19 protein-coding genes are annotated in these 21,198 nt (G+C 52.8%); all 19 read left to right on the plus strand.

The genetic code is table 11. The features are described 5' to 3' along the window. Positions 1-15: 15 nt before the first annotated feature. The 19 genes from serC to AC30D9_RS16735 all read left to right on the plus strand — a co-directional run bounded on the left by serC (position 16) and on the right by AC30D9_RS16735 (position 21,154). Positions 16-1,101 carry a 3-phosphoserine/phosphohydroxythreonine transaminase gene (gene serC / locus AC30D9_RS16645; RefSeq protein ID WP_134923339.1) on the plus strand — a complete coding sequence of 362 codons (1,086 nt, stop codon included), beginning with the start codon at positions 16-18 and terminating at the stop codon, positions 1,099-1,101. Next, entirely contained in the window at positions 1,101-2,195 is a 1,095-nt protein-coding gene (gene pheA / locus AC30D9_RS16650; RefSeq protein ID WP_033055815.1) for a prephenate dehydratase, read from the plus strand. The genes serC and pheA overlap by 1 nt, the downstream gene beginning before the upstream one ends. A 13-nt stretch (positions 2,196-2,208) precedes the next feature. Beyond that, the gene (hisC, locus tag AC30D9_RS16655; protein ID WP_490144419.1) at positions 2,209-3,321 is read left to right on the plus strand and encodes a histidinol-phosphate transaminase; all 1,113 of its coding nucleotides are present in this window, start codon (positions 2,209-2,211) and stop codon (positions 3,319-3,321) included. A 28-nt stretch (positions 3,322-3,349) separates the two neighbouring features. Then, positions 3,350-5,557 carry a bifunctional prephenate dehydrogenase/3-phosphoshikimate 1-carboxyvinyltransferase gene (locus AC30D9_RS16660; RefSeq protein ID WP_307571634.1) on the plus strand — a complete coding sequence of 736 codons (2,208 nt, stop codon included), beginning with the start codon at positions 3,350-3,352 and terminating at the stop codon, positions 5,555-5,557. Next, on the plus strand, positions 5,554-6,243 hold the full coding sequence (cmk, locus tag AC30D9_RS16665) for a (d)CMP kinase (RefSeq protein ID WP_014337227.1): 690 nt from the start codon (positions 5,554-5,556) through the stop codon (positions 6,241-6,243). The genes AC30D9_RS16660 and cmk overlap by 4 nt, the downstream gene beginning before the upstream one ends. Positions 6,244-6,362: 119 nt before the next feature. Further along, entirely contained in the window at positions 6,363-8,054 is a 1,692-nt protein-coding gene (rpsA, locus tag AC30D9_RS16670; protein ID WP_134923343.1) for a 30S ribosomal protein S1, read from the plus strand. 231 nt (positions 8,055-8,285) lie between these two features. Continuing rightward, on the plus strand, positions 8,286-8,564 hold the full coding sequence (locus AC30D9_RS16675) for a hypothetical protein (protein WP_307571496.1): 279 nt from the start codon (positions 8,286-8,288) through the stop codon (positions 8,562-8,564). A gap of 144 nt (positions 8,565-8,708) precedes the next feature. Then, entirely contained in the window at positions 8,709-9,005 is a 297-nt protein-coding gene (gene ihfB / locus AC30D9_RS16680) for an integration host factor subunit beta (RefSeq protein ID WP_003199243.1), read from the plus strand. A gap of 27 nt (positions 9,006-9,032) precedes the next feature. Then, positions 9,033-9,257, plus strand: a complete 225-nt coding sequence (locus AC30D9_RS16685; protein ID WP_307571495.1) for a lipopolysaccharide assembly protein LapA domain-containing protein — start codon at positions 9,033-9,035, stop codon at positions 9,255-9,257. A 192-nt stretch (positions 9,258-9,449) separates the two neighbouring features. Further along, positions 9,450-10,493, plus strand: coding sequence for an LPS O-antigen chain length determinant protein WzzB (locus AC30D9_RS16690; protein WP_307571494.1), 1,044 nt, complete (start codon positions 9,450-9,452; stop codon positions 10,491-10,493). A gap of 304 nt (positions 10,494-10,797) precedes the next feature. Then, positions 10,798-12,081: an oligosaccharide flippase family protein gene (locus AC30D9_RS16695; protein ID WP_307571493.1), complete on the plus strand. Its 1,284-nt coding sequence runs from the start codon at positions 10,798-10,800 to the stop codon at positions 12,079-12,081. Next, entirely contained in the window at positions 12,078-13,244 is a 1,167-nt protein-coding gene (locus tag AC30D9_RS16700) for an EpsG family protein (RefSeq protein ID WP_307571492.1), read from the plus strand. The genes AC30D9_RS16695 and AC30D9_RS16700 overlap by 4 nt, the downstream gene beginning before the upstream one ends. Then, on the plus strand, positions 13,244-14,446 hold the full coding sequence (locus tag AC30D9_RS16705) for a glycosyltransferase family 4 protein (RefSeq protein ID WP_307571491.1): 1,203 nt from the start codon (positions 13,244-13,246) through the stop codon (positions 14,444-14,446). Before AC30D9_RS16700 ends, AC30D9_RS16705 begins: the two co-directional genes overlap by 1 nt. 11 nt (positions 14,447-14,457) lie before the next feature. Further along, on the plus strand, positions 14,458-15,495 hold the full coding sequence (locus AC30D9_RS16710; protein ID WP_307571490.1) for a polysaccharide biosynthesis protein: 1,038 nt from the start codon (positions 14,458-14,460) through the stop codon (positions 15,493-15,495). Positions 15,496-15,498: 3 nt separating this feature from the next. Further along, complete coding sequence (gene wbjC / locus AC30D9_RS16715; protein ID WP_307571489.1) at positions 15,499-16,614, plus strand: UDP-2-acetamido-2,6-beta-L-arabino-hexul-4-ose reductase; 1,116 nt, start codon at positions 15,499-15,501, stop codon at positions 16,612-16,614. Between the two features lie 163 nt (positions 16,615-16,777). Then, positions 16,778-17,908 carry a non-hydrolyzing UDP-N-acetylglucosamine 2-epimerase gene (gene wecB, locus AC30D9_RS16720; protein WP_307571488.1) on the plus strand — a complete coding sequence of 377 codons (1,131 nt, stop codon included), beginning with the start codon at positions 16,778-16,780 and terminating at the stop codon, positions 17,906-17,908. Between the two features lie 14 nt (positions 17,909-17,922). Further along, complete coding sequence (locus AC30D9_RS16725; RefSeq protein ID WP_307571487.1) at positions 17,923-19,176, plus strand: glycosyltransferase family 4 protein; 1,254 nt, start codon at positions 17,923-17,925, stop codon at positions 19,174-19,176. Then, positions 19,176-20,141, plus strand: coding sequence for a UDP-glucose 4-epimerase family protein (locus tag AC30D9_RS16730; protein WP_490144420.1), 966 nt, complete (start codon positions 19,176-19,178; stop codon positions 20,139-20,141). The genes AC30D9_RS16725 and AC30D9_RS16730 overlap by 1 nt, the downstream gene beginning before the upstream one ends. Then, positions 20,138-21,154 (plus strand): MraY family glycosyltransferase, encoded by a 1,017-nt coding sequence (locus AC30D9_RS16735; protein WP_307571485.1) that lies wholly within the window; start codon positions 20,138-20,140, stop codon positions 21,152-21,154. Before AC30D9_RS16730 ends, AC30D9_RS16735 begins: the two co-directional genes overlap by 4 nt. The last annotated feature ends 44 nt before the right edge of the window (positions 21,155-21,198 follow it).

Below are 21,198 nucleotides of genomic sequence, written 5' to 3' on the forward strand. Positions count from 1 at the left end.
AGAGCGAGATTGGATGTGAGCAAGAGAGCCTATAACTTCTGTGCCGGCCCGGCGGCGTTGCCTGAAGCGGTCCTGAAACGTGCCCAGGGTGAACTTCTCGACTGGCATGGCAAGGGCCTGTCCGTCATGGAAATGAGCCATCGCAGCGATGAGTTCGTGTCCATTGCCACCAAGGCCGAGCAGGACCTGCGTGATCTGCTGAATATCCCATCCAATTACAAGGTGTTGTTCCTGCAGGGCGGCGCCAGCCAGCAGTTCGCCCAGGTTCCGTTGAACCTGCTGCCCGAAAGCGGCAAGGCCGACTACATCGACACCGGTATCTGGTCGCAGAAAGCCATCGAAGAGGCTTCGCGCTACGGTCACGTCAACGTGGCCGCCACCGCCAAGCCCTACGACTATTTCGCCATCCCCGGCCAGAACGAGTGGAACCTGTCCAAGGATGCGGCCTACGTTCACTACGCGCCGAACGAAACCATCGGTGGCCTGGAATTCAACTGGATCCCGGAAACCGGCGACGTGCCCCTGGTCGCCGATATGTCCTCTGACATTCTCTCGCGCCCTGTGGATATCTCCCGTTTCGGCATGATCTACGCCGGCGCGCAGAAGAACATCGGCCCGAGCGGCATCCTGGTCAGCATCATTCGCGAAGACCTGCTGGGTCGTGCCCGTTCCCTGTGCCCGACCATGCTCAACTACAAGGTCGCGGCCGACAACGGCTCGATGTACAACACTCCGCCAACCCTGGCCTGGTACCTGTCGGGCCTGGTGTTCGAATGGCTGAAAGAGCAGGGTGGTGTCGAAGCCATCGGCAAGCTCAACGAAGTGAAGCAGCGCACGTTGTATGACTTCATCGACGCCAGCGGCCTCTACAGCAACCCGATCAACAAGACTGATCGTTCATGGATGAACGTGCCGTTCCGCCTGGCCGACGACCGTCTCGACAAGCCATTCCTGGCCGGTGCCGACGAACGTGGCCTGCTGAACCTCAAGGGCCACCGTTCGGTCGGTGGCATGCGCGCCTCCATCTACAACGCCGTCGACATCAACGCCGTCAATGCGCTGATCGCCTACATGGCAGAGTTCGAGAAGGAACATGGCTGATGTCTGAGCAAGAACTCAAGGCGCTGCGCCTGCGCATCGATGCCCTGGACGAAAAGGTCCTGGAGCTGATCAGCGAGCGCGCGCGCTGCGCCCAGGAAGTCGCCCGGGTGAAGATGGCTTCCCTGGCCGAAGGTGAAGTGCCGGTGTTCTATCGCCCCGAGCGTGAAGCGCAAGTGCTCAAGCGCGTCATGGAACGCAACAAGGGGCCGCTGGGCAACGAAGAAATGGCGCGGTTGTTCCGCGAAATCATGTCTTCGTGCCTGGCCCTCGAACAGCCGCTGAAAGTCGCCTACCTGGGCCCGGAGGGCACCTTCACCCAGGCTGCGGCCATGAAGCATTTTGGTCACGCCGTGATAAGCAAGCCGATGGCGGCCATCGACGAAGTCTTCCGTGAAGTGGCCGCCGGGGCGGTGAATTTTGGCGTGGTACCGGTGGAAAACTCCACCGAAGGCGCGGTCAACCACACCCTGGACAGCTTCCTCGAGCACGACATGGTGATCTGCGGCGAAGTCGAGCTGCGTATCCACCATCACCTGTTGGTCGGCGAAAACACCAAGACCGACAGCATCAGCCGGATCTATTCCCACGCCCAGTCCCTGGCCCAGTGCCGCAAGTGGCTGGACGCCCATTACCCGAACGTCGAGCGCGTGGCGGTATCGAGCAACGCCGAAGCGGCCAAGCGGGTCAAGGGCGAGTGGAACTCGGCGGCGATTGCCGGCGACATGGCGGCCGGCCTCTACGGGCTGACGCGCCTGGCCGAGAAAATCGAGGATCGCCCGGACAACTCCACGCGGTTCCTGATGATCGGCAGCCAGGAAGTGCCGCCGACCGGCGACGACAAGACCTCGATCATCGTCTCCATGAGCAACAAGCCCGGTGCGCTCCATGAATTGTTGGTGCCGTTCCATGACAACGGTATCGACCTGACGCGGATCGAGACCCGTCCGTCGCGCAGCGGTAAATGGACCTACGTGTTCTTCATCGATTTTGTCGGCCACCACCGCGATCCACTGATAAAAGGTGTGCTGGAAAAAATCAGTCAGGAAGCAGTGGCACTCAAGGTGCTGGGTTCCTACCCCAAGGCAGTTCTTTAAGGGCGGATAGCAAATGAGTGGCAACTTCCTCGCTCTGGCTCAGCCAGGCGTGCAACAACTCTCGCCTTACGTTCCGGGCAAACCCGTGGACGAACTGGCTCGCGAGCTGGACCTGGATCCGGCCAGCATCGTCAAGTTGGCAAGCAACGAAAATCCACTGGGCGCGAGCCCCAAGGCACTGGCGGCGATCCGCGACGAACTGGCCGAGCTGACCCGTTACCCCGATGGCAATGGGTTTGCACTGAAGAGCCTGCTGGCCGAGCGCTGTGGCGTCGAGCTGAATCAGGTGACGCTGGGCAACGGTTCCAACGACATTCTTGAGTTGGTCGCCCGTGCGTACCTGGCGCCAGGTCTCAACGCCGTGTTCAGCGAACATGCGTTTGCGGTCTATCCGATTGCGACCCAGGCCGTCGGTGCCGATGCCCATGTGGTACCGGCCAAGGATTGGGGGCATGACCTGCCAGCCATGCTGGCCGCCATCGACGCCAACACCCGGGTGGTTTTCATTGCCAACCCGAACAACCCAACCGGCACCTGGTTCGATGCCCAGGCCCTGGACGACTTCCTGCAGGACGTGCCCGCGCACGTGCTGGTGGTGCTGGACGAGGCCTATATCGAATACGCCGAAGGCAGCGATTTGCCCGATGGCCTGGATTTCCTCGCGGCCTACCCGAACCTGCTGGTTTCGCGCACGTTCTCCAAAGCCTACGGCCTGGCCTCGCTGCGGGTTGGCTACGGCTTGTCCACGGCCATGGTGGCTGATGTGTTGAACCGCGTGCGCCAGCCATTCAACGTCAACAGCTTTGCCCTGGCCGCTGCCTGTGCCGCATTGCAGGATGAGGATTACCTGGCGGAAAGTCGTCGCCTGAACGCGGCCGGTATGCAGCAGTTGGAAGCGGGGTTGCGTGAGCTGGGCCTGGGCTGGATTCCATCGAAAGGCAATTTCATCTGTGTCGACCTGGGGCGTGTCGCCGCACCGGTGTACCAGGGGCTGTTGCGCGAAGGCGTGATCGTGCGTCCGGTGGCCAACTACGGCATGCCGAACCACCTGCGCATCACCATTGGCCTGCCAGCGGAAAACAGCCGTTTCCTCGAGGCGTTGAGCAAGGTTCTGGCTCGTGGTTGATGTCACTTCGCTGCAACCTGCTGCCCCTATGATCGGTCGCCTGGTGGTGGTCGGCCTGGGGTTGATCGGCGGTTCGTTTGCCAAGGGCTTGCGTGAAAGTGGCCTGTGCCGTGAGGTGGTCGGTGTCGACCTGGATCCACAGTCGCGCAGGCTGGCCGTGGAGTTGGGGGTGGTCGATCGCTGTGAGGATGACCTGGTGATCGCCTGCCAGGGCGCGGACGTGATCCAGCTGGCGGTGCCGATCCTGGCCATGGAAAAGCTGCTGGCGCGTCTGGCGACCATGAACCTGGGGCAAGCGATCCTGACCGACGTCGGCAGTGCCAAGGGCAATGTCGTGCGCGCGGCCACCGAGGCTTTCGGCGGGATGCCGGCGCGTTTCGTGCCCGGCCATCCGATTGCCGGTTCCGAGCAGAGCGGGGTGGAAGCCTCCAACGCCGAACTGTTTCGTCGTCACAAAGTGATCCTCACGCCGCTGGACCAGACGGATCCAGCCGCGCTGGCGGTGGTGGACCGTTTGTGGCGTGAACTGGGCGCCGATGTCGAGCACATGCAGGTCGAGCGTCACGATGAAGTGTTGGCCGCTACCAGCCATTTGCCGCACCTGTTGGCGTTCGGCCTGGTGGATTCGTTGGCCAAACGCAATGAAAATCTTGAGATCTTCCGTTACGCTGCCGGCGGTTTCCGCGATTTCACGAGAATCGCTGGAAGCGACCCGGTCATGTGGCACGACATCTTCCTCGCCAACCGCGAAGCTGTCTTGCGCACACTCGATACATTTCGCAGCGATCTCGACGCCTTGCGCGACGCGGTCGATGCAGGGGACGGGCACCAATTGCTGGGCGTTTTCACACGCGCCAGGGTGGCCCGCGAGCATTTCAGTAAAATCCTGGCCCGTCGGGCCTATGTGGACGCTATGAACTCCAACGATCTGATTTTCCTGGCACAACCTGGTGGCTCCCTGAGTGGGCGTATTCGTGTACCGGGCGATAAATCGATTTCCCACCGTTCGATCATGCTCGGCTCCCTGGCCGAAGGCGTGACCGAGGTGGAAGGCTTCCTCGAGGGCGAGGACGCCCTGGCGACGCTGCAAGCGTTTCGCGACATGGGCGTGGTCATCGAAGGCCCGCACCACGGCCGCGTGACCATCCATGGTGTCGGCCTGCATGGCCTCAAGCCTGCCCCGGGGCCGATCTACCTGGGTAACTCCGGGACCTCGATGCGCTTGTTGTCCGGCCTGTTGGCCGCCCAGGACTTCGACAGCACCCTGACCGGTGACGCCTCGCTGTCCAAGCGCCCGATGAATCGCGTCGCCAACCCGTTGCGGGAAATGGGCGCGGTCATCGAGACGGCCGCCGACGGTCGTCCGCCGATGACCATTCGCGGTGGCCACAAGCTCAAGGGCCTGACCTACACCATGCCAATGGCCAGTGCCCAGGTGAAATCCTGTCTGCTGCTGGCCGGCCTCTATGCCGAAGGCAAGACCACCGTCACCGAGCCGGCTCCGACCCGCGACCACACCGAGCGCATGCTGCGCGGCTTTGGCTATCCGGTCACTGTCGATGGCGCCACGGCGTCCGTCGAGTCTGGCAGCAAGCTGACCGCGACCCACATCGAAGTGCCAGGCGATATCTCCTCGTCCGCGTTCTTCCTGGTGGCCGCTTCGATTGCCGAAGGCTCCGACCTGGTGCTCGAACACGTCGGCATCAATCCGACCCGTACCGGCGTGATCGACATCCTGCGCCTGATGGGTGCCGACATCACGCTGGAAAACCAGCGTGAAGTCGGCGGTGAGCCAGTGGCAGACTTGCGCGTACGAGCAGCTAAACTCAAAGGTATCGAGATTCCCGAGGCGCTGGTTCCACTGGCTATCGACGAATTCCCGGTGCTGTTCGTCGCGGCCGCCTGCGCAGAAGGGCGCACCGTGCTGACCGGTGCCGAAGAGCTGCGGGTCAAGGAATCGGATCGCATCCAGGTAATGGCTGATGGCTTGCTCGCCCTGGGCGTCAAGTGCCAGCCAACACCGGACGGCATCATCATCGACGGCGGCCAGATCGGCGGCGGCGAAGTCCATGGCCACGGCGATCACCGTATCGCCATGGCCTTCAGTGTTGCGTCTTTGCGCGCCAGTGCGCCGATTCGCATCCATGATTGCGCCAACGTCGCGACGTCGTTCCCGAACTTCCTGGCGCTGTGCGCACAGGTCGGTATCCGAGTAGCGCAAGAGGCACAGTCGTGAACATCAAGGCTCCGGTCATCACCATCGATGGCCCAAGCGGTTCGGGCAAGGGCACCGTCGCCGGGATCCTGGCCAGGCAGTTGGGCTGGAACCTGCTCGATTCGGGTGCCTTGTATCGTCTATTGGCATTCGCCGCCGCCAACCATGGCGTCGACCTGACCAACGAAGAACTGCTCAAGGCTCTGGCGGCTCACCTGGACGTGCAGTTCATCGCGGCGACCGACGGTCAGTTGCAGCGCATCATTCTGGAGGGCGATGAAGTCAGTGATGTCATCCGCACCGAAAGTGTCGGTGCCGGTGCTTCCCAGGTCGCCGCGCTGCCGGCGGTGCGTGAAGCGTTGCTGCAACGCCAGCGCGCTTTCCAGGAGCCTCCGGGGCTGGTGGCCGACGGTCGCGACATGGGCACGGTAGTGTTTCCCGATGCGCCGCTGAAGATTTTTCTCACCGCCAGTGCGGAGGAGAGGGCGCGTCGCCGTTATTTGCAGTTGAAGGGCAAAGGCGAGGATGTTAGTCTGTCGAGTCTGCTAGATGAGATCCGTGCACGCGATGAGCGTGACACCCAGCGCGCAGTAGCCCCGCTCAAACCGGCGGCCGACGCGATACAGCTGGATTCCACGGAGTTGTCCATCGATCAGGTGCTGCAACGCATCATGAGCGAGATCGCCATTCGCGATATCGCCGGGTGACAGGAAGCTCCGCAGGGGACCAGTCATAGTCCTGCGGTGCTTCTTTTATATGAAACTAACCCACACCGTCTGGGGTGTGGAGGCGGGCGTATTCTTCGCCCTAATCAACAGGAATTAAAATGAGCGAAAGCTTTGCGGAACTCTTTGAAGAAAGCTTGAAAACCCTGAACCTTCAGGCAGGCTCCATCATCACCGGCGTTATCGTTGATATCGATTACCAAGCTCGCTGGGTAACCGTTCACGCTGGTCTGAAGTCTGAAGCACTCATCCCGCTTGAGCAGTTCTACAACGACGCTGGCGAACTGAACATCAATGTTGGTGATGAAGTTCACGTTGCGCTGGACTCGGTTGAAGATGGTTTCGGTGAAACCAAGCTGTCCCGTGAAAAAGCCAAGCGCGCTGAATGCTGGATCGTTCTGGAAGCGGCCTTCGCAGCTGAGGAAGTGGTCAAGGGCGTTATCAACGGTAAGGTTAAAGGCGGCTTCACTGTCGACGTTAACGGCATCCGTGCGTTCCTGCCAGGTTCCCTGGTTGACGTCCGTCCAGTGCGCGACACCACGCACCTGGAAGGCAAAGAGCTGGAATTCAAGGTCATCAAGCTGGACCAGAAGCGCAACAACGTTGTCGTTTCCCGTCGCAGTGTCCTGGAAGCCGAGAACTCCGCCGAGCGTGAAGCTCTGCTGGAATCGCTGCAGGAAGGCCAGCAGGTCAAGGGTATCGTCAAAAACCTCACCGATTACGGCGCATTCGTCGATCTGGGTGGCGTCGATGGCCTGCTGCACATCACCGACATGGCCTGGAAGCGTATCAAGCATCCTTCGGAAATCGTCAACGTTGGCGACGAGATCGATGTCAAGGTTCTGAAGTACGATCGCGAGCGCAATCGTGTTTCCCTGGGCCTGAAGCAACTGGGCGAAGACCCATGGGTTGCTATCAAAGCCCGTTACCCAGAAGGCACCCGCGTCACCGCTCGTGTTACCAACCTGACCGACTACGGCTGCTTCGCTGAGCTGGAAGAAGGCGTTGAAGGCCTGGTACACGTTTCCGAAATGGACTGGACCAACAAGAACATCCATCCTTCGAAAGTCGTACAAGTCGGCGACGAAGTGGAAGTCATGGTTCTGGACATCGACGAAGAGCGTCGTCGTATCTCCCTCGGCATCAAGCAGTGCAAGTCCAACCCATGGGAAGACTTCTCTGGCCAGTTCAACAAGGGCGATAAAATCTCCGGCACCATCAAGTCGATCACCGATTTCGGTATCTTCATTGGTCTGGACGGCGGCATCGACGGTCTGGTTCACCTGTCCGACATCTCCTGGAACGAAGTGGGCGAAGAAGCCGTGCGTCGTTTCAAGAAGGGCGACGAGCTGGACACCGTTATCCTGTCGGTTGACCCAGAGCGCGAGCGCATCTCCCTGGGCATCAAGCAACTGGAAAGCGATCCGTTCTCCGAGTACGTTCAAGAGAACGACAAAGGCGCAATCGTTAAGGGCATCGTGAAAGAAGTTGACGCCAAAGGCGCCATCATCACCCTGGCCGACGATATCGAAGCGACTCTGAAAGCCTCCGAAATCAGCCGTGACCGCGTTGAAGACGCGCGTAACGTGCTGAAAGAAGGCGAAGAAGTAGAAGCCAAGATCATCAGCGTTGACCGCAAGAGCCGCGTAATCCAGCTCTCCATCAAGTCGAAAGACGATGCTGAAGAGAAAGAAGCAATCCAGAGCCTGCGCGACAAGCCAGCTGCTGACATTGCTACTGGTCCTACCACTCTGGGCGACCTGCTGCGTGCACAAATGGAAAAGCAGAACTGAGTTCTGTCAGACCATAGAAAAAGGGCGACTTCGGTCGCCCTTTTTTGTGGGCGCAATATTTCAAGACGCTCTGCTTCCTGTAAGTCATTGTCGATGAAAGCGTTATTCGGGACATTGCGAAACCAACCCTGCAATCAAGGTGTCTCTTTATAAAGCGGGTCACTCATCTATTCAGGGCGAGGCTCTGGCTTGTATAAGTGATTGATCCGGGTTTCTGTCTAAAGGAATTGAATGAACAGGCTCTTTCTGGTGTTGAGTGTCTTGGTATTGGCGGGGTGCGCTACGAGTGCCAAGACCCACGCAGTGCGTGGTGTCAGCGGTATCGAGGTCGATTGCTCAGGGTTGGGCTCTGGCTGGGAGAAGTGCCATAAGAGAGCGGCAAGAGAGTGCAAGGGCGCCGGCTACAAGGTGATTACCCGATCCGACGACGCCAAGGATGACGATCAGTACCCCTTTGGTTTCAATCCGGCTGGTTATCTGACTCGCACGATGCTGGTCATCTGTCGATAGCTTGAGAAAATCTTCCAGCCTGCATCGAAAGAAGCAGCAAGGGATCAACGAAGAATGTCAATACTTGGGCTGTTCAAATCCCTCCGGTCATGCTAAAACCTTTTCAAGCGATTTTCCTAGCTGCTTGAAAAAGAAGGGAAAAATATGACGAAGTCGGAGTTGATCGAACGAATTGTCACCCATCAAGGGCTACTCTCATCCAAGGATGTGGAGCTGGCCATCAAGACCATGCTTGAACAGATGTCCCAGTGCCTGGCGACGGGGGATCGTATTGAAATCCGTGGTTTTGGCAGCTTTTCCCTGCATTACCGCGCTCCGCGGGTTGGGCGCAATCCGAAGACAGGTCAGTCCGTCAGCCTTGATGGGAAGTTTGTACCTCATTTCAAGCCGGGCAAGGAGCTCAGGGATCGGGTGAATGAGGAGGAGGGGGACGAACTCTGAAGAAAAAGGCTGCAGAGGAAGCAATTTATGAGAGGTTTTAAACGGGTAGTTTTTTTCGTAGCCGCGTTGTTGGTGGCTTTGACGATTATTCTATTTGTAATTGAAAATACACAACCTGTATCCTTGGCCTTCGTTGGTTGGTCAGCCCCACAGCTTCCTGTCGCGGTCTTGATTCTCCTTGCGCTTCTCGCAGGGATGGTTATCGGCCCGTCACTTGCTTGGTTCGTGAAGGTACGTTTGCGGTTAAAATAAGGTTATAGGGTTTCCAGTCACCTTGGTGAGGGGATCGCCGTTAGCATTTGTTTATATATTTTGGGTGTGCTTTTTTCATGTCAGAATTCTCACGGTCTACCGAAATTTCTTTGGGGACCTCCTCAGCGTTAACCTTTAGTGCTTTCCGCACGGTGAAGGGCAAATTTTCCGCCGCCGCAATTGAGAGCCCGTATGCGTAATAATCGTGTTGATGCACATGACGCTCAGGAAATTGATTTGATTGCGCTGCTACGCAATTTTTGGGTTCAAAAGTGGCTGATTGTAGGCGTTGCGTTCGTAGTAACAGTTGGGGCTGGGGCGGTTGCTTATCTTACCAAACCAATCTACGAGGCTAGATTTTATATTAGCCCCCCTACTCAAAATGGCATTGCTGAGTTGAATTACGGCCGTGGCGCAAGTACTGAGCTGGAGCCTTATTCAATCAAGCAAGTTTACGATCTGTTTGCTCGTAATCTTCAGAGTGAAACCCTTCGCCAAACCTTTTTCCATGATGTCTATTTGCCTTCCCTTGAAGAGTCTCAGCGCAAGGGGCCGCTTGACCGTTTGTATGAGAATTTTTCTCGTGTACTGATGGTCGGAGGACCGGGTAAGGATACTCCCGAAAGATTCTCGGTCATCGTCCAAAGTGATGACGCGGCAGAGGCAACAGAGTGGGTCAAGGTTTACGTGCGGCGTGCCAGTGATGTATCCAAGGCAGAGTTGATCAAAAACGTTACAACTGAGGCCTCGGTTCGAGCAAGGAATTTGGAGCAGCGAATTATAAGCTTGCGAGAGAATGCTCAACGGGTTCGTGAGGACCGTATTCAGCAACTTCGCGAAGCTTTAAAAGTTGCTGAAACAATTGGTTTGAAGACGCCTGTGATAAATTCCTCTGCTGCCGTTGATATCACTGTCGATACAGGCAATAAGATGGATTATCAACGAGGAAGCTTAGCGTTGGCTGCGGAGGTGTCCGCTTTGGAAGCCAGAGCTTCTGATGATGCATTTATTCCAGATCTGCGTACGCTACAGATGCGGTACAATTTCTATCGTATGCTTAAAGTCGAACCTGATCTGGTCTCGGTATACAGGCAGGATGGTAACGTAGAGGTGCCACAAACCCCAATTAAGCCAAATAAGCTGGCGATCCTATTGAAAGGAATGATCCTGGGCCTTGTTTTGGGATTAGGTGCTGCGCTGATGAGGCAGGTATTTCAAGCGCGTGTTGAAAAATAAATCGATATCATGGCTTTAGGTCTGTATCGATAGATTTCAGGTAGGCTGGTAATAGATATGCAAATGATTTGCATCTCTAGATGGAATCACTTTTAGTGAATTGTATCGGCAGCAGATTCTGATTTTGACAGCATTAGTGTTAAACCATAAATATGTTGGTCCGTCAATCTGGATGAAATGGAGTTTTGGATATGGATTCCCCAGGTTGTAGGCCCGATCGAACCTAGCGACATAGATAATTGTTTCTGGCTTCGAAAATAATGTCGTTATGGTTTTTTTTGTTGCTCGTGTTAGGTGTTGCGCTATGGTTGCCAGTACGGCAATAAGAAAGGGAATGCTTCGGCCGATAATAAATATTGCCGTTCAGGCTATATTTAAATTGATGTTTTCTGTCGCCTCGCTAAAGGTGGTGGCATTTTATGTTGGGCCCAGTGGGATCGCTGTAGTTGGACAGGTACAATCCTTTCTTCAAATATTAAGCGCTGGTGTGTCATCGGTTACTACAACTGGTGTGGTAAAGCTAATCGCAGAAGATAAGCACTCTAAAGAAAGTATAGTGCGGACTTCTGCGTTTTTGTTGGTTTTTTTGAGTTTTATTTGTTTTGTTTTTTTGCTCATTTCAAGTAGGGAGATAGCGAATTATTTCCTGGAGGGAGAGTGGGTCGTAGTGCTGCTACTGTTGCCGCTTGGTGGTTTTTTTTTAGGGCTAAATAATTTGTTTGTGTCCTATTTTAATGGCATGCAGAAATATAATGAGTACTTTTGGTACTCAATGATTACAGCTTTTATAACGGCGCTTTCAATTTGCGCGATTTCATTTTATTTTGGAAAGGTTGGGGCGGTTTATTCTGTAGTAATTGCACCGGTTGTTGCGGGTGTATGCATGTTTTTTTTGCCAGAAAGATTTCGTTTACCGCGAGCATCAGGTGTTTTTAAAAAAATCGATGGTGAGATACTAAGGATATTAGTTTCTTATTCATTCATGGCATTGGGATCCGCAGTGGTTGTGTATGGAGGGCAGATCTTCCTGAGGAACTATATCGCAACGAGCAGCTCAATGGCTGAGTCCGGACTGTGGTATGCGGCCACGCGTCTGTCAGATATCTATATGGGCATCTGTAGCGTGCTGTTTTCTACTCTTTTATTGCCAAAGTATAGTGCGATGGAAGGGCGAACTCTGGACGGTTTTGTTTGGCGAATGGCGGCCATAGCCTTGGCTTTTGGATTCGTTCTGGTTCTTGTGGTTGGCCAGTTAGCAAGTTTTATTGTCTGGCTGATTTATGGTGAGGCTTTCACAGCCTCTTCAGAAGTGTTGAAGATATATGTCATAGGGGATGGGCTAAAATGTTTGGGGTGGGTATTTCTTTATGTGATGCTCGCCAAACAGCGCGTTCGAGCCTACCTTCTCTATGAAGTGATCACGGCAATTTTACATCTGGCGGCATGTATCTTTTTCTACAGGCTGTATGGGCTTGAAAGTATGGCGTACGGCTACGTTCTGCAAGGCTTGATTTCGCTGTTTTTAGTGCTGCTATGGTTTTTTATCAGCCGAAATAAAACGACGTCTTTAGGGGCGGTCGCATCATGATGCAGTATAACGTTATTTATGCGTTGATTTGGATGTTGGCCCTGTTGTCACTGAAAAAGACGGCTTCTCCGTCTAAGATGATATATGCATTTCAAGTGGCGCTTCTTTCCTTGTTTGTTGGTCTGAAATTTCAGACAGGGTATGACTGGCCCATCTACGAATCACATTACGATGCGATACGAAGTGGTCAAGAGTTTTATCTTGATTTTGAATTTGGATATGAATGGCTCGTTCGTATTTCATCGTTTTTTGACCTGGCATTTGAACATTTCTCCGCCTTGATCTCTATCATAGAGGTGGTATTCATATCGATAGTAGTGAGAAGTTTTTTCCCAAGACATTGTTTGCTGGTGTTGGCTGTAATGTACTCGGTCCCGGATTTTTATTTGATTCCCACGTTTTCATTACTTAGGCAAGGGTTGGCAGTTAGTATATTTTTACTTGGGGTGCACAAATTTTTGTCGGGAAGACAATTTCTTGCATTTACGCTGTTTTTCATCGCCGCCTCTATACACTACTCGGTGTTGGGTGGGGTGCTGCTGTTGCTGCTAATTCATTGGTTCCCCTTAAGTCGAACGACATTCTTAATCGTTTTTGTGGCCTCGGTGGGGCTGTACTTGTCTTCGTTGGATGTCATCCGTGCCGCTGTAGAAGTGCTTATAGTTTATGTGAATCCCAAGTACATGATTTATCTGGATAGGGATGTGTTTAATGCTTCTTTTGCCTATCGTGCAGCTTATGTCCTTGTTTCGATTGTGATTTTTTCAAGTATTTATATGGCGTGGGATAATGTTGGTGTTCAAAACAATACAAATCAATTGGCGCGTCCAATCCTCTACCGCCTGGCATTTGTAGGTCTGCTTATCCCTCTGATAATATTTGGATTCCCAACGTTGTCTACTAGGTACCAGTATTTTTTTGCAGTGTTTTTAATCGGTGTGGCAATGAATATATTATTGCGTTTGAATTATACAAGCCGACTGGTTGCGGTTTTTGTAATGGCTATAGTCGCGTACTTGCCGTTTTATCGATTTCTCTCGAGTCCACTTTCTATCGTTTATATTCCTTACCAGAGTCAGTTATTTTATGATATGCACAATTCAACGGGGCAGGAGCGAACAAATAACTTACTCAATCAACTTGACGAGCTGTGGTCCAAATGATGAGCTTGCGTAAAGATATTGTACTGCTTACCACGAAGTATGCTGACGACAAAAAAGACGCTTGGCTCACCAATGAGCTGGCCTATTCTATGAACGAAGAGGGAAGTGACGTTACGGTCGTCGTTTTCTCTTGGTTAAAAAACGAGCCAGAATCGGTTACGAAGGTTATCGATGGGATTAAAGTAATACGAATCAAGCTCCCTGCCATATTTTATAATTCCGGTGCCATTGGCACGGCTTTGAAAATTTTCATATTTCCCTTTCTGGCAAGGTACAAAATTGCCAAAGAGATTAAGCGCTGTGATTTGCTCATAGCGAATACGCCTTGCGTCACGATTCTAGGCTTGTCCCGGTTCTTTAGAAAACGATATGGTTCAAAAAGTTTTCTTGTGCTGTGGGATTTTTTTCCTTTTTATTTAAAAGATCTCGGTGCGATCAGAAATAAGCTGTTCTTCGGTTTTTTTCGGCATCTGGAACAATTGATGTATACCAGTTTTGATCGAATAGGCTGTATGACTGAAGGAAATGCTCGATTTCTTTTCGATAATTTCCCATCCGTTTCAAAGGAAAAAGTAACACTTTTGCCGATTTGGGCAAAAATCAAGCAGATTGAGCCAGTCGATAAAATTGAAGTGCGGAAAAAGTATAATTTGCCACCGGAAGGATTTGTTGCGATATACGGTGGTGCCATGTCAATCGTGCAAGAGTTGGAAAATATTCTTGATCTGGCTGCAATGTATTCAAAAAATGAAGTGACTTTTGTTTTTATTGGTAAAGGCACTGAAAAAGAGAGTCTACAAAAAGCAGTTGTGGCTCGTGGGTTACAGAATGTTATATTTATTGATTATATTCCCCGCGAAGAATATGAGCACGTTGTCCAGTCGTGCGATGTCGGTTTGATATCGCTGTCGAGAAAATTAACGGTGCCCAGTTTTCCATCTAAATCTCTTGATTACTTTAAAGTTTCACTGCCGATTCTGGCATCGCTGGATTCGGTTACGGATTTTGGCGACATATTGGAAAACGACGTTCGCGGTGGATATGCTGTCGTGGCTGGCGATACGGCGGCGTTGAAGGCAAAACTGGATTTTTTGATTGAGAATTCAGCGCTCTGCGCAGAGCTCGGCAGGAACGGTCGACATTATTATGAAAAAAACTTGAGCGTGGAAAACGCGAGAAGTATCATTATTTCATTATTGTAAAGGGGTGGTTCATGGCTATTTCATTCAAGGATTCTACGCTTTTAATCACCGGGGGAACAGGTTCCTTCGGCAATGCAGTACTCAAGCGGTTTCTAGATACCGATATCAAAGAGATTCGTGTATTTAGCCGAGATGAAAAAAAACAAGATGATATGCGTAAAAAATATGCCAATAGTAAGTTGAAGTTTTATATTGGTGATGTTAGGGATTTTCAAAGTGTTCTTAATGCTACACGCGGAGTAGACTACATATTTCATGCGGCCGCTTTGAAGCAAGTACCTTCTTGCGAGTTCCATCCTATGGAAGCCGTTAAGACTAACGTACTGGGCACGGATAATGTGCTTGAGGCAGCCATACAGAATGATGTGAAGCGCGTCGTTTGCCTCAGCACTGATAAAGCCGTTTATCCAATCAACGCAATGGGGATCTCCAAAGCGATGATGGAAAAGGTGATGGTCGCCAAGTCGCGAAATGATAACAACACTGTGATTTGTGGTACGCGTTATGGGAATGTAATGGCCTCAAGAGGGTCGGTGATTCCTTTGTTTATCGATCAAATTAGGTCAGGCATTCCTCTGAGTCTGACTGATCCTAATATGACTCGATTCATGATGACGCTTGCGGATGCTGTGGATCTTGTATTGTATGCGTTTGAACACGGCTCGAATGGCGACATGTTCGTTCAGAAAGCTCCGGCAGCTACGGTTGAAGTCTTGGCACAAGCATTGACTCGCATGCTTGATGTGCCAGATCACCCTATTCAGGTAATTGGTACACGGCACGGCGAGAAATTGTTTGAAGCTTTGCTTAGTCGCGAAGAAATGGCATGTGCAGAGGACCGTGGTGATTATTTCCGTGTGCCTCCTGATCTACGCGATCTGAACTATGCTAAGTTTGTGGAGCAAGGTGAAACAAAAATTTCCCGTACCGAAGATTATAACTCTCATAATACTGAGCGTCTCGATGTAAAAGGCATGCAGGAGCTGTTGCTCAAATTGGACTTCATGCGTGCGATTCAGCGCGGCGAGCACGCGACACCTGAGGAGTAATTAATGAAAATTCTGATCACAGGTGCTAACGGTTTTATTGGCCGAAATCTCGTATCGCATTTTAGTGTTAAATCCGATGTTGAGGTATTATCATTTACACGTAATGATTCTATCGCGAGTCTTCCAGGTTTAATTGATCAAGCGGATTTTGTTTTCCATTTGGCTGGGATCAATCGTCCTCTAGACCCTCAGGATTTCCAAAAGGGTAACACTGACCTTACTGGTATCCTCTGCGATGCGATTCGAAAACGTGGTCAATCAGTACCTGTGGTCTATACATCATCCACTCAAGCTTCTTTGGATAATCCCTATGGAAGCAGTAAGCTTGGGGCTGAACAATTATTAATCGATTTGCAAAATGAAACCGGATCTCCGGTACATATATTTCGTTTGCCCAACGTGTTCGGTAAATGGGCGCGGCCTAACTACAATTCAGCTGTAGCTACATTTTGCCATAACATTGCTCATGGATTGCCGATTACAATAAATGATCCAAGTTCATCTTTAAAGCTTACGTATATCGATGATGTCGTACGATGCTTTATGGATGTTCTGGAGGGAAGAAGGAAAGGCTCGCCTTATGTTGAGGTGCCTCACTACGATACCACTGTAGGAGCGCTAGCTGAGCAGCTGGAATCCTTTCGCGACAGTCGCGATACGATGATCTCCGAGCGTGTTGGAACAGGGCTGTGTCGGGCATTGTATTCTACGTACCTCAGCTACCTGTCTCCAGATCAATTTACTTACGAAGTTCCAAGGCACGTTGATCCTCGGGGCGCTTTTGTTGAGATGTTGAAAACTAAGGATTCTGGCCAGTTTTCTTATTTCACGGCGCACCCGGGCATTACTCGTGGCGGGCATTATCACCACTCGAAAACGGAAAAGTTTCTTGTTATCAAAGGCACTGCGTGTTTTCGATTCCGCCATATAGTGTCAGGTGAATTCTATGAGTTGACCACAACAGGTGAGCGTTCGGAAATAGTTGAAACGGTGCCAGGGTGGACACATGACATCACGAATATTGGCACTGATGAAATGATTGTGATGCTTTGGGCGAACGAGATTTTTGATCGAGCTGCACCGGATACTTATGCGCTACCCGTTGGTACGGAGGCTTAGCATCGAATGTTCAGAGAAGGTGCATCAATAGACGCGCGAATGAAGTCTCTGAATATTTCATCTCATGCCGAGACCTTGAGTGACCATCGTTGACTTTGCAGTCCGGTGGCATTGCGGCTGATATGTTAAGCAAGTTTAATTTATTTAAAAGTGGCCTTAGCAAATGAAAAAACTAAAAGTCGTAACTGTAGTCGGGACCCGTCCGGAAATTATTCGCTTGTCGCGAGTCATGGCCGCGCTGGACCAGTATTGTGAGCACATCCTTGTTCACACTGGGCAGAATTACGACTACGAGCTGAACGAAATTTTCTTTCAGGACTTAGGCATCCGAAAGCCTGACCACTTCTTGAATGCTGCCGGGAGCACTGGCGCGGAAACCATCGGCAATGTAATCATCGCCGTGGATCGGGTGCTGGCTACCATTGAGCCTGAAGCCTTGCTGGTACTGGGCGATACAAACAGTTGCATGGCTGTTATTCCCGCCAAGCGACGCAAGATCCCCACCTTCCATATGGAAGCTGGAAACCGTTGCTTTGATATGCGCGTCCCTGAGGAAATAAACCGACGCATCGTTGACCATACAGCAGACATCAACCTGACCTATAGCACTATCGCCCGAGATTATTTGCTAAGCGAAGGTTTGCCTGCCGATCGTGTCATTAAAACGGGCAGTCCTATGTTTGAAGTGCTCAACCATTATCGCGACAGCATCGAGGCTTCAAATGTCCTGGAGCGACTTGGCTTGGAAGCGGGTAAATTCTTTATAGTCAGTGCTCACCGCGAAGAGAACGTCGACTCGGATAAGAATTTCCTCAAATTGGTCGAGGTACTCAATACCGTGGCGAGTACGTTTGGCCAGCCTGTTATCGTCTCTACCCATCCGCGCACTCAAAAGCGTGTTGATGCCATGGGCATCGTGTTCCATGAAAATGTCCGATTGCTCAAACCCTTGGGATTCATGGACTACAACAAGCTGCAGCTCGAGTCGCGTGCGGTTCTGTCTGACAGCGGCACCATCAACGAAGAGTCTTCCATTCTCAATTTCCCAGCCTTGAACCTGCGCGAGGCTCATGAGCGACCAGAGGGGATGGAAGAAGCTGCCGTGATGATGGTGGGACTGGAAGTCGAGCGAGTGCTGCAAGGGCTGAACATTCTTCAGACACAACTATCAGGTAGTGAGCGTAGCCTTCGCTTGGTGGCGGACTACAGCATGCCTAACGTTTCCGAAAAAGTTGCCAGGATCCTGCACAGCTATACCGACTACGTAAACCGTGTTGTTTGGAAGCGGTATTGAGTCGAGTTGTGAAAATGCCAGAGAGCAAGCTGAATATTTTGGTGGTCACGCAGTATTTTTGGCCAGAGAACATGCGCATCAACGATTTGGTACGTGACTTCACCCAAAAAGGGCACTCGGTCACCGTGCTTACTGGGGTGCCTAATTATCCGGAAGGAGAGGTGTTTGAAGCCTACAAGGCAGCCCCTGCGCAGTTCGCCGAATATCAGGGTGCCTCTATTGTCCGGGTGCCTATGCTCTCGCGTGGCAAACGCAGTATCCGGTTGATCTTCAACTACCTGAGTTTTTTTTCCAGTGCTTCGACCCTGGGTACCTATGCGTTACGAGGACGCCGCTTCGATGCCGTATTCGTCTACGCAGTTTCCCCGATCATGGCGGCTATTCCTGCCTTGGTGATCGGTCGTTTGAAAAAGGCCCCCGTGTTCATTTGGGTGCTGGATTTGTGGCCGGACACTCTAAAGGCAGTTGGCGTATTGAAACAGCCGGCATTGTTGTCCATGGTTGGTCGGATGGTGTCCTGGATCTATAACCGTGCTGACTACCTTTTGCTGCAATCCAATGGTTTTCTTGAGAACGTCAAAGGCTACTGTACTCGGCCGATAGACCCGCAGCGCTTGATTTACTTTCCCAGTTGGGCTGAAGACGACTTCTCTGAAACTGCGGATCAGTCGACCTCGATACTTGCACGTGAGGAGTCGGTGTTCACGGTGGTATTCGCCGGAAATCTGGGTGAGGCCCAGGATTTCCCAGCCATTCTGGACGCTGCTGAGCAACTGCGTGGGAAAGTCGCTGTGCGTTGGGTCATCGTCGGTGATGGCCGGATGAGTCAGTGGCTAAGCCAACAGGTAAGTGCGCGAGGTTTGGACAATGTTCTGCTCTTGGGCAGGCATCCATTGGATGCCATGCCTGCCTTGTTTGCCAACGCCGATGCACTGTTGGTATCACTGAAGACCAATGATGTGTTTGAAAAAACCATTCCTGGCAAAGTCCAGGCTTACCTGGCTTCGGGCAGGCCTTTGCTGGGCATGATCAATGGGGAAGCCGCACGCGTAATTGATGAGTCCGGTGCGGGTTTTACGTGTACATCCGGCGATGCGGATGGCTTGGCACGAATCACTCGGGCATTGGCGGACATCGCCCCCCCTCTGCGTAAGGTCATGGGGGAGAGCGGCCGTGACTATTATCTTCAACACTACTCCAAGCAGCGACTACTGACGCGTTTGGAAGATATGTTCAGAAAAGCCACGCTACGGAAGGTGAACCACTGATGCAGAAAAGTATTCTCGTGACCGGAGCGAGCGGATTTGTGGGTGGAGCGGTATCCATACGGTTGCAGGCAGACCCGGGGAGATCGGTAGTTGCCGTGGTTCGCGGTGACCGGCATTTATCAGTGCCTGTCAACACGGTGCGAATCGACTCATTTTCTGCGCAAACCCAATGGCACGCACACTTGGCTAACGTGGATACAATCATTCATTGCGCCGCTCGCGTCCACGTAATGAATGATACGGAGGCTGATCCGCTGGCTGCTTTTCGGCAGGTCAATGTGGAAGGAACGCTGAATTTTGCAAGGCAAGCAGCTGAAGCCGGCGTCCGTCGATTTATTTTCATCAGCTCCATCAAGGTGAACGGAGAGGGTACGTCGGCCGGCCAGCCTTACACCGCCGACGATGTACCTGCGCCAACGGACCCGTATGGCGTATCCAAGCAGGAGGCCGAGCAAGGCCTGCGGGAAGTTGCGCAGACGACAGGCATGGAAGTGGTCATCATCCGGCCTGTCCTGGTTTATGGGCCTGGCGTGAAGGCCAATTTCTTGAACATGATGCGTTGGCTGGACAAAGGCGTGCCTTTACCATTCGGCGCCATCGATAACCGGCGCAGCCTGGTGAGCATCGATAACCTGGTAGACCTCATCGTGACGTGCATCGATCACCCGGCGGCGGCGAACCAGACCTTCCTGGTCAATGATGGAGAAGATCTGTCGACCACGATGTTGCTCAGCCGGATGGCCCATGCGCTGGGTAAACCCGCGCGGTTGATTCCAGTCCCCAGTTGGTTGCTCGAGCGTGGCGCCAGCATGCTGGGCAGGAAAGCACTGTCCCAACGGCTGTGTGGTTCGCTGCAGGTCAGTATCGAGAAGACCCGTACACTTTTGAATTGGACCCCTCCCGTGAGCGTCGATGATGCACTGGCCAAGACCGCACAGTATTTCAGGATGAATCAAGCTAAATGACGTATTTCTGGTTATTTGCCTCTGTCACGGTGGTGTCGCTGCTCATGACTGCGGGGCTGCGTCGCTATGCCTTGGCGCGTAGCATCATTGATATTCCGAATGCACGCAGCTCCCACAGTATCCCGACGCCCCGGGGCGGGGGCGTCGCCATCGTCGTGGCGTTCCTGCTGACATTGCCCTTGTTGGGCCAACTGGGTTTGGTACAGCTTCACTACCTGATTGCGTTGGGTGGGGCAGGTGCGTTGGTCGCCATCGTGGGCTTCATGGATGACCATGGACACATTGCGGCGCGGTGGCGATTGCTTGGGCATTTCAGTGCAGCTGTCTGGGCATTGGCATGGCTTGAAGGCTTGGCGCCCCTGGACCTGTTTGGGGTCAGTGTTGATCTATCCTGGATAGGACATGCCCTGGCTGCCTTTTATCTTGTCTGGATTCTCAACCTGTATAACTTCATGGACGGTATTGACGGGATCGCCAGTATAGAGGCCGTGCTGGCCTGCCTGGGGGCGAGTGCTCTCTACGTACTGTCGGGTTTCTCCGACCTGATCTGGCCGCCGCTGGTCTTGGCCGCTGCCGTGCTGGGCTTTTTGTTCTGGAACTTTCCACCCGCGAAAATCTTCATGGGAGACGCAGGCAGTGGCTTCCTGGGTATCGCACTTGGGATCATGTCCCTGCAAGCCGCCTGGGTTTCCCCACCCTTGTTCTGGGCATGGCTGATCCTGCTGGGAGTGTTTATCGTCGACGCGACTGTCACCCTGATTCGGCGGTTTTTGCGGGGAGATAAAGTCTACGAGGCCCATCGTAGTCATGCCTATCAGTTCGCCTCGCGCCGTTATGGGCGCCATCGTCCTGTCACCTTGGCAGTGGCGGCGATCAATGTACTGTGGTTGTTCCCCCTGGCGTGGTGCGTGGTGGCCCTGAAGCTGGATGGGCTGACAGGTGTTTTGCTGGCCTACGTGCCCCTGGTGCTATTGGCTTTCAAGTTCAAGGCCGGCCAGTTGGAGGTCGCCTGATAGACCGGGTAAAAATTTGAAATGGGTCGTGGAAGGCTGTCATC

It is taken from the genome of Pseudomonas sp. DF11, assembly GCF_058148565.1.

What these genes read in the sequence shown, in the direction of transcription:
- AC30D9_RS16675 (WP_307571496.1), top strand. Translation starts at nt 8,286, where the DNA reads ATGAACAGGCTCTTTCTGGTGTTGAGTGTCTTGGTATTGGCGGGGTGC.
- AC30D9_RS16705 (WP_307571491.1), top strand. Translation starts at nt 13,244, where the DNA reads ATGAGCTTGCGTAAAGATATTGTACTGCTTACCACGAAGTATGCTGAC.
- AC30D9_RS16695 (WP_307571493.1), top strand. Translation starts at nt 10,798, where the DNA reads ATGGTTGCCAGTACGGCAATAAGAAAGGGAATGCTTCGGCCGATAATA.
- AC30D9_RS16725 (WP_307571487.1), top strand. Translation starts at nt 17,923, where the DNA reads ATGCCAGAGAGCAAGCTGAATATTTTGGTGGTCACGCAGTATTTTTGG.
- AC30D9_RS16690 (WP_307571494.1), top strand. Translation starts at nt 9,450, where the DNA reads ATGCGTAATAATCGTGTTGATGCACATGACGCTCAGGAAATTGATTTG.
- hisC (WP_490144419.1), top strand. Translation starts at nt 2,209, where the DNA reads ATGAGTGGCAACTTCCTCGCTCTGGCTCAGCCAGGCGTGCAACAACTC.
- AC30D9_RS16730 (WP_490144420.1), top strand. Translation starts at nt 19,176, where the DNA reads ATGCAGAAAAGTATTCTCGTGACCGGAGCGAGCGGATTTGTGGGTGGA.
- AC30D9_RS16660 (WP_307571634.1), top strand. Translation starts at nt 3,350, where the DNA reads ATGATCGGTCGCCTGGTGGTGGTCGGCCTGGGGTTGATCGGCGGTTCG.
- rpsA (WP_134923343.1), top strand. Translation starts at nt 6,363, where the DNA reads ATGAGCGAAAGCTTTGCGGAACTCTTTGAAGAAAGCTTGAAAACCCTG.
- ihfB (WP_003199243.1), top strand. Translation starts at nt 8,709, where the DNA reads ATGACGAAGTCGGAGTTGATCGAACGAATTGTCACCCATCAAGGGCTA.
- AC30D9_RS16710 (WP_307571490.1), top strand. Translation starts at nt 14,458, where the DNA reads ATGGCTATTTCATTCAAGGATTCTACGCTTTTAATCACCGGGGGAACA.
- AC30D9_RS16700 (WP_307571492.1), top strand. Translation starts at nt 12,078, where the DNA reads ATGATGCAGTATAACGTTATTTATGCGTTGATTTGGATGTTGGCCCTG.
- pheA (WP_033055815.1), top strand. Translation starts at nt 1,101, where the DNA reads ATGTCTGAGCAAGAACTCAAGGCGCTGCGCCTGCGCATCGATGCCCTG.
- AC30D9_RS16735 (WP_307571485.1), top strand. Translation starts at nt 20,138, where the DNA reads ATGACGTATTTCTGGTTATTTGCCTCTGTCACGGTGGTGTCGCTGCTC.
- AC30D9_RS16685 (WP_307571495.1), top strand. Translation starts at nt 9,033, where the DNA reads ATGAGAGGTTTTAAACGGGTAGTTTTTTTCGTAGCCGCGTTGTTGGTG.
- wecB (WP_307571488.1), top strand. Translation starts at nt 16,778, where the DNA reads ATGAAAAAACTAAAAGTCGTAACTGTAGTCGGGACCCGTCCGGAAATT.
- wbjC (WP_307571489.1), top strand. Translation starts at nt 15,499, where the DNA reads ATGAAAATTCTGATCACAGGTGCTAACGGTTTTATTGGCCGAAATCTC.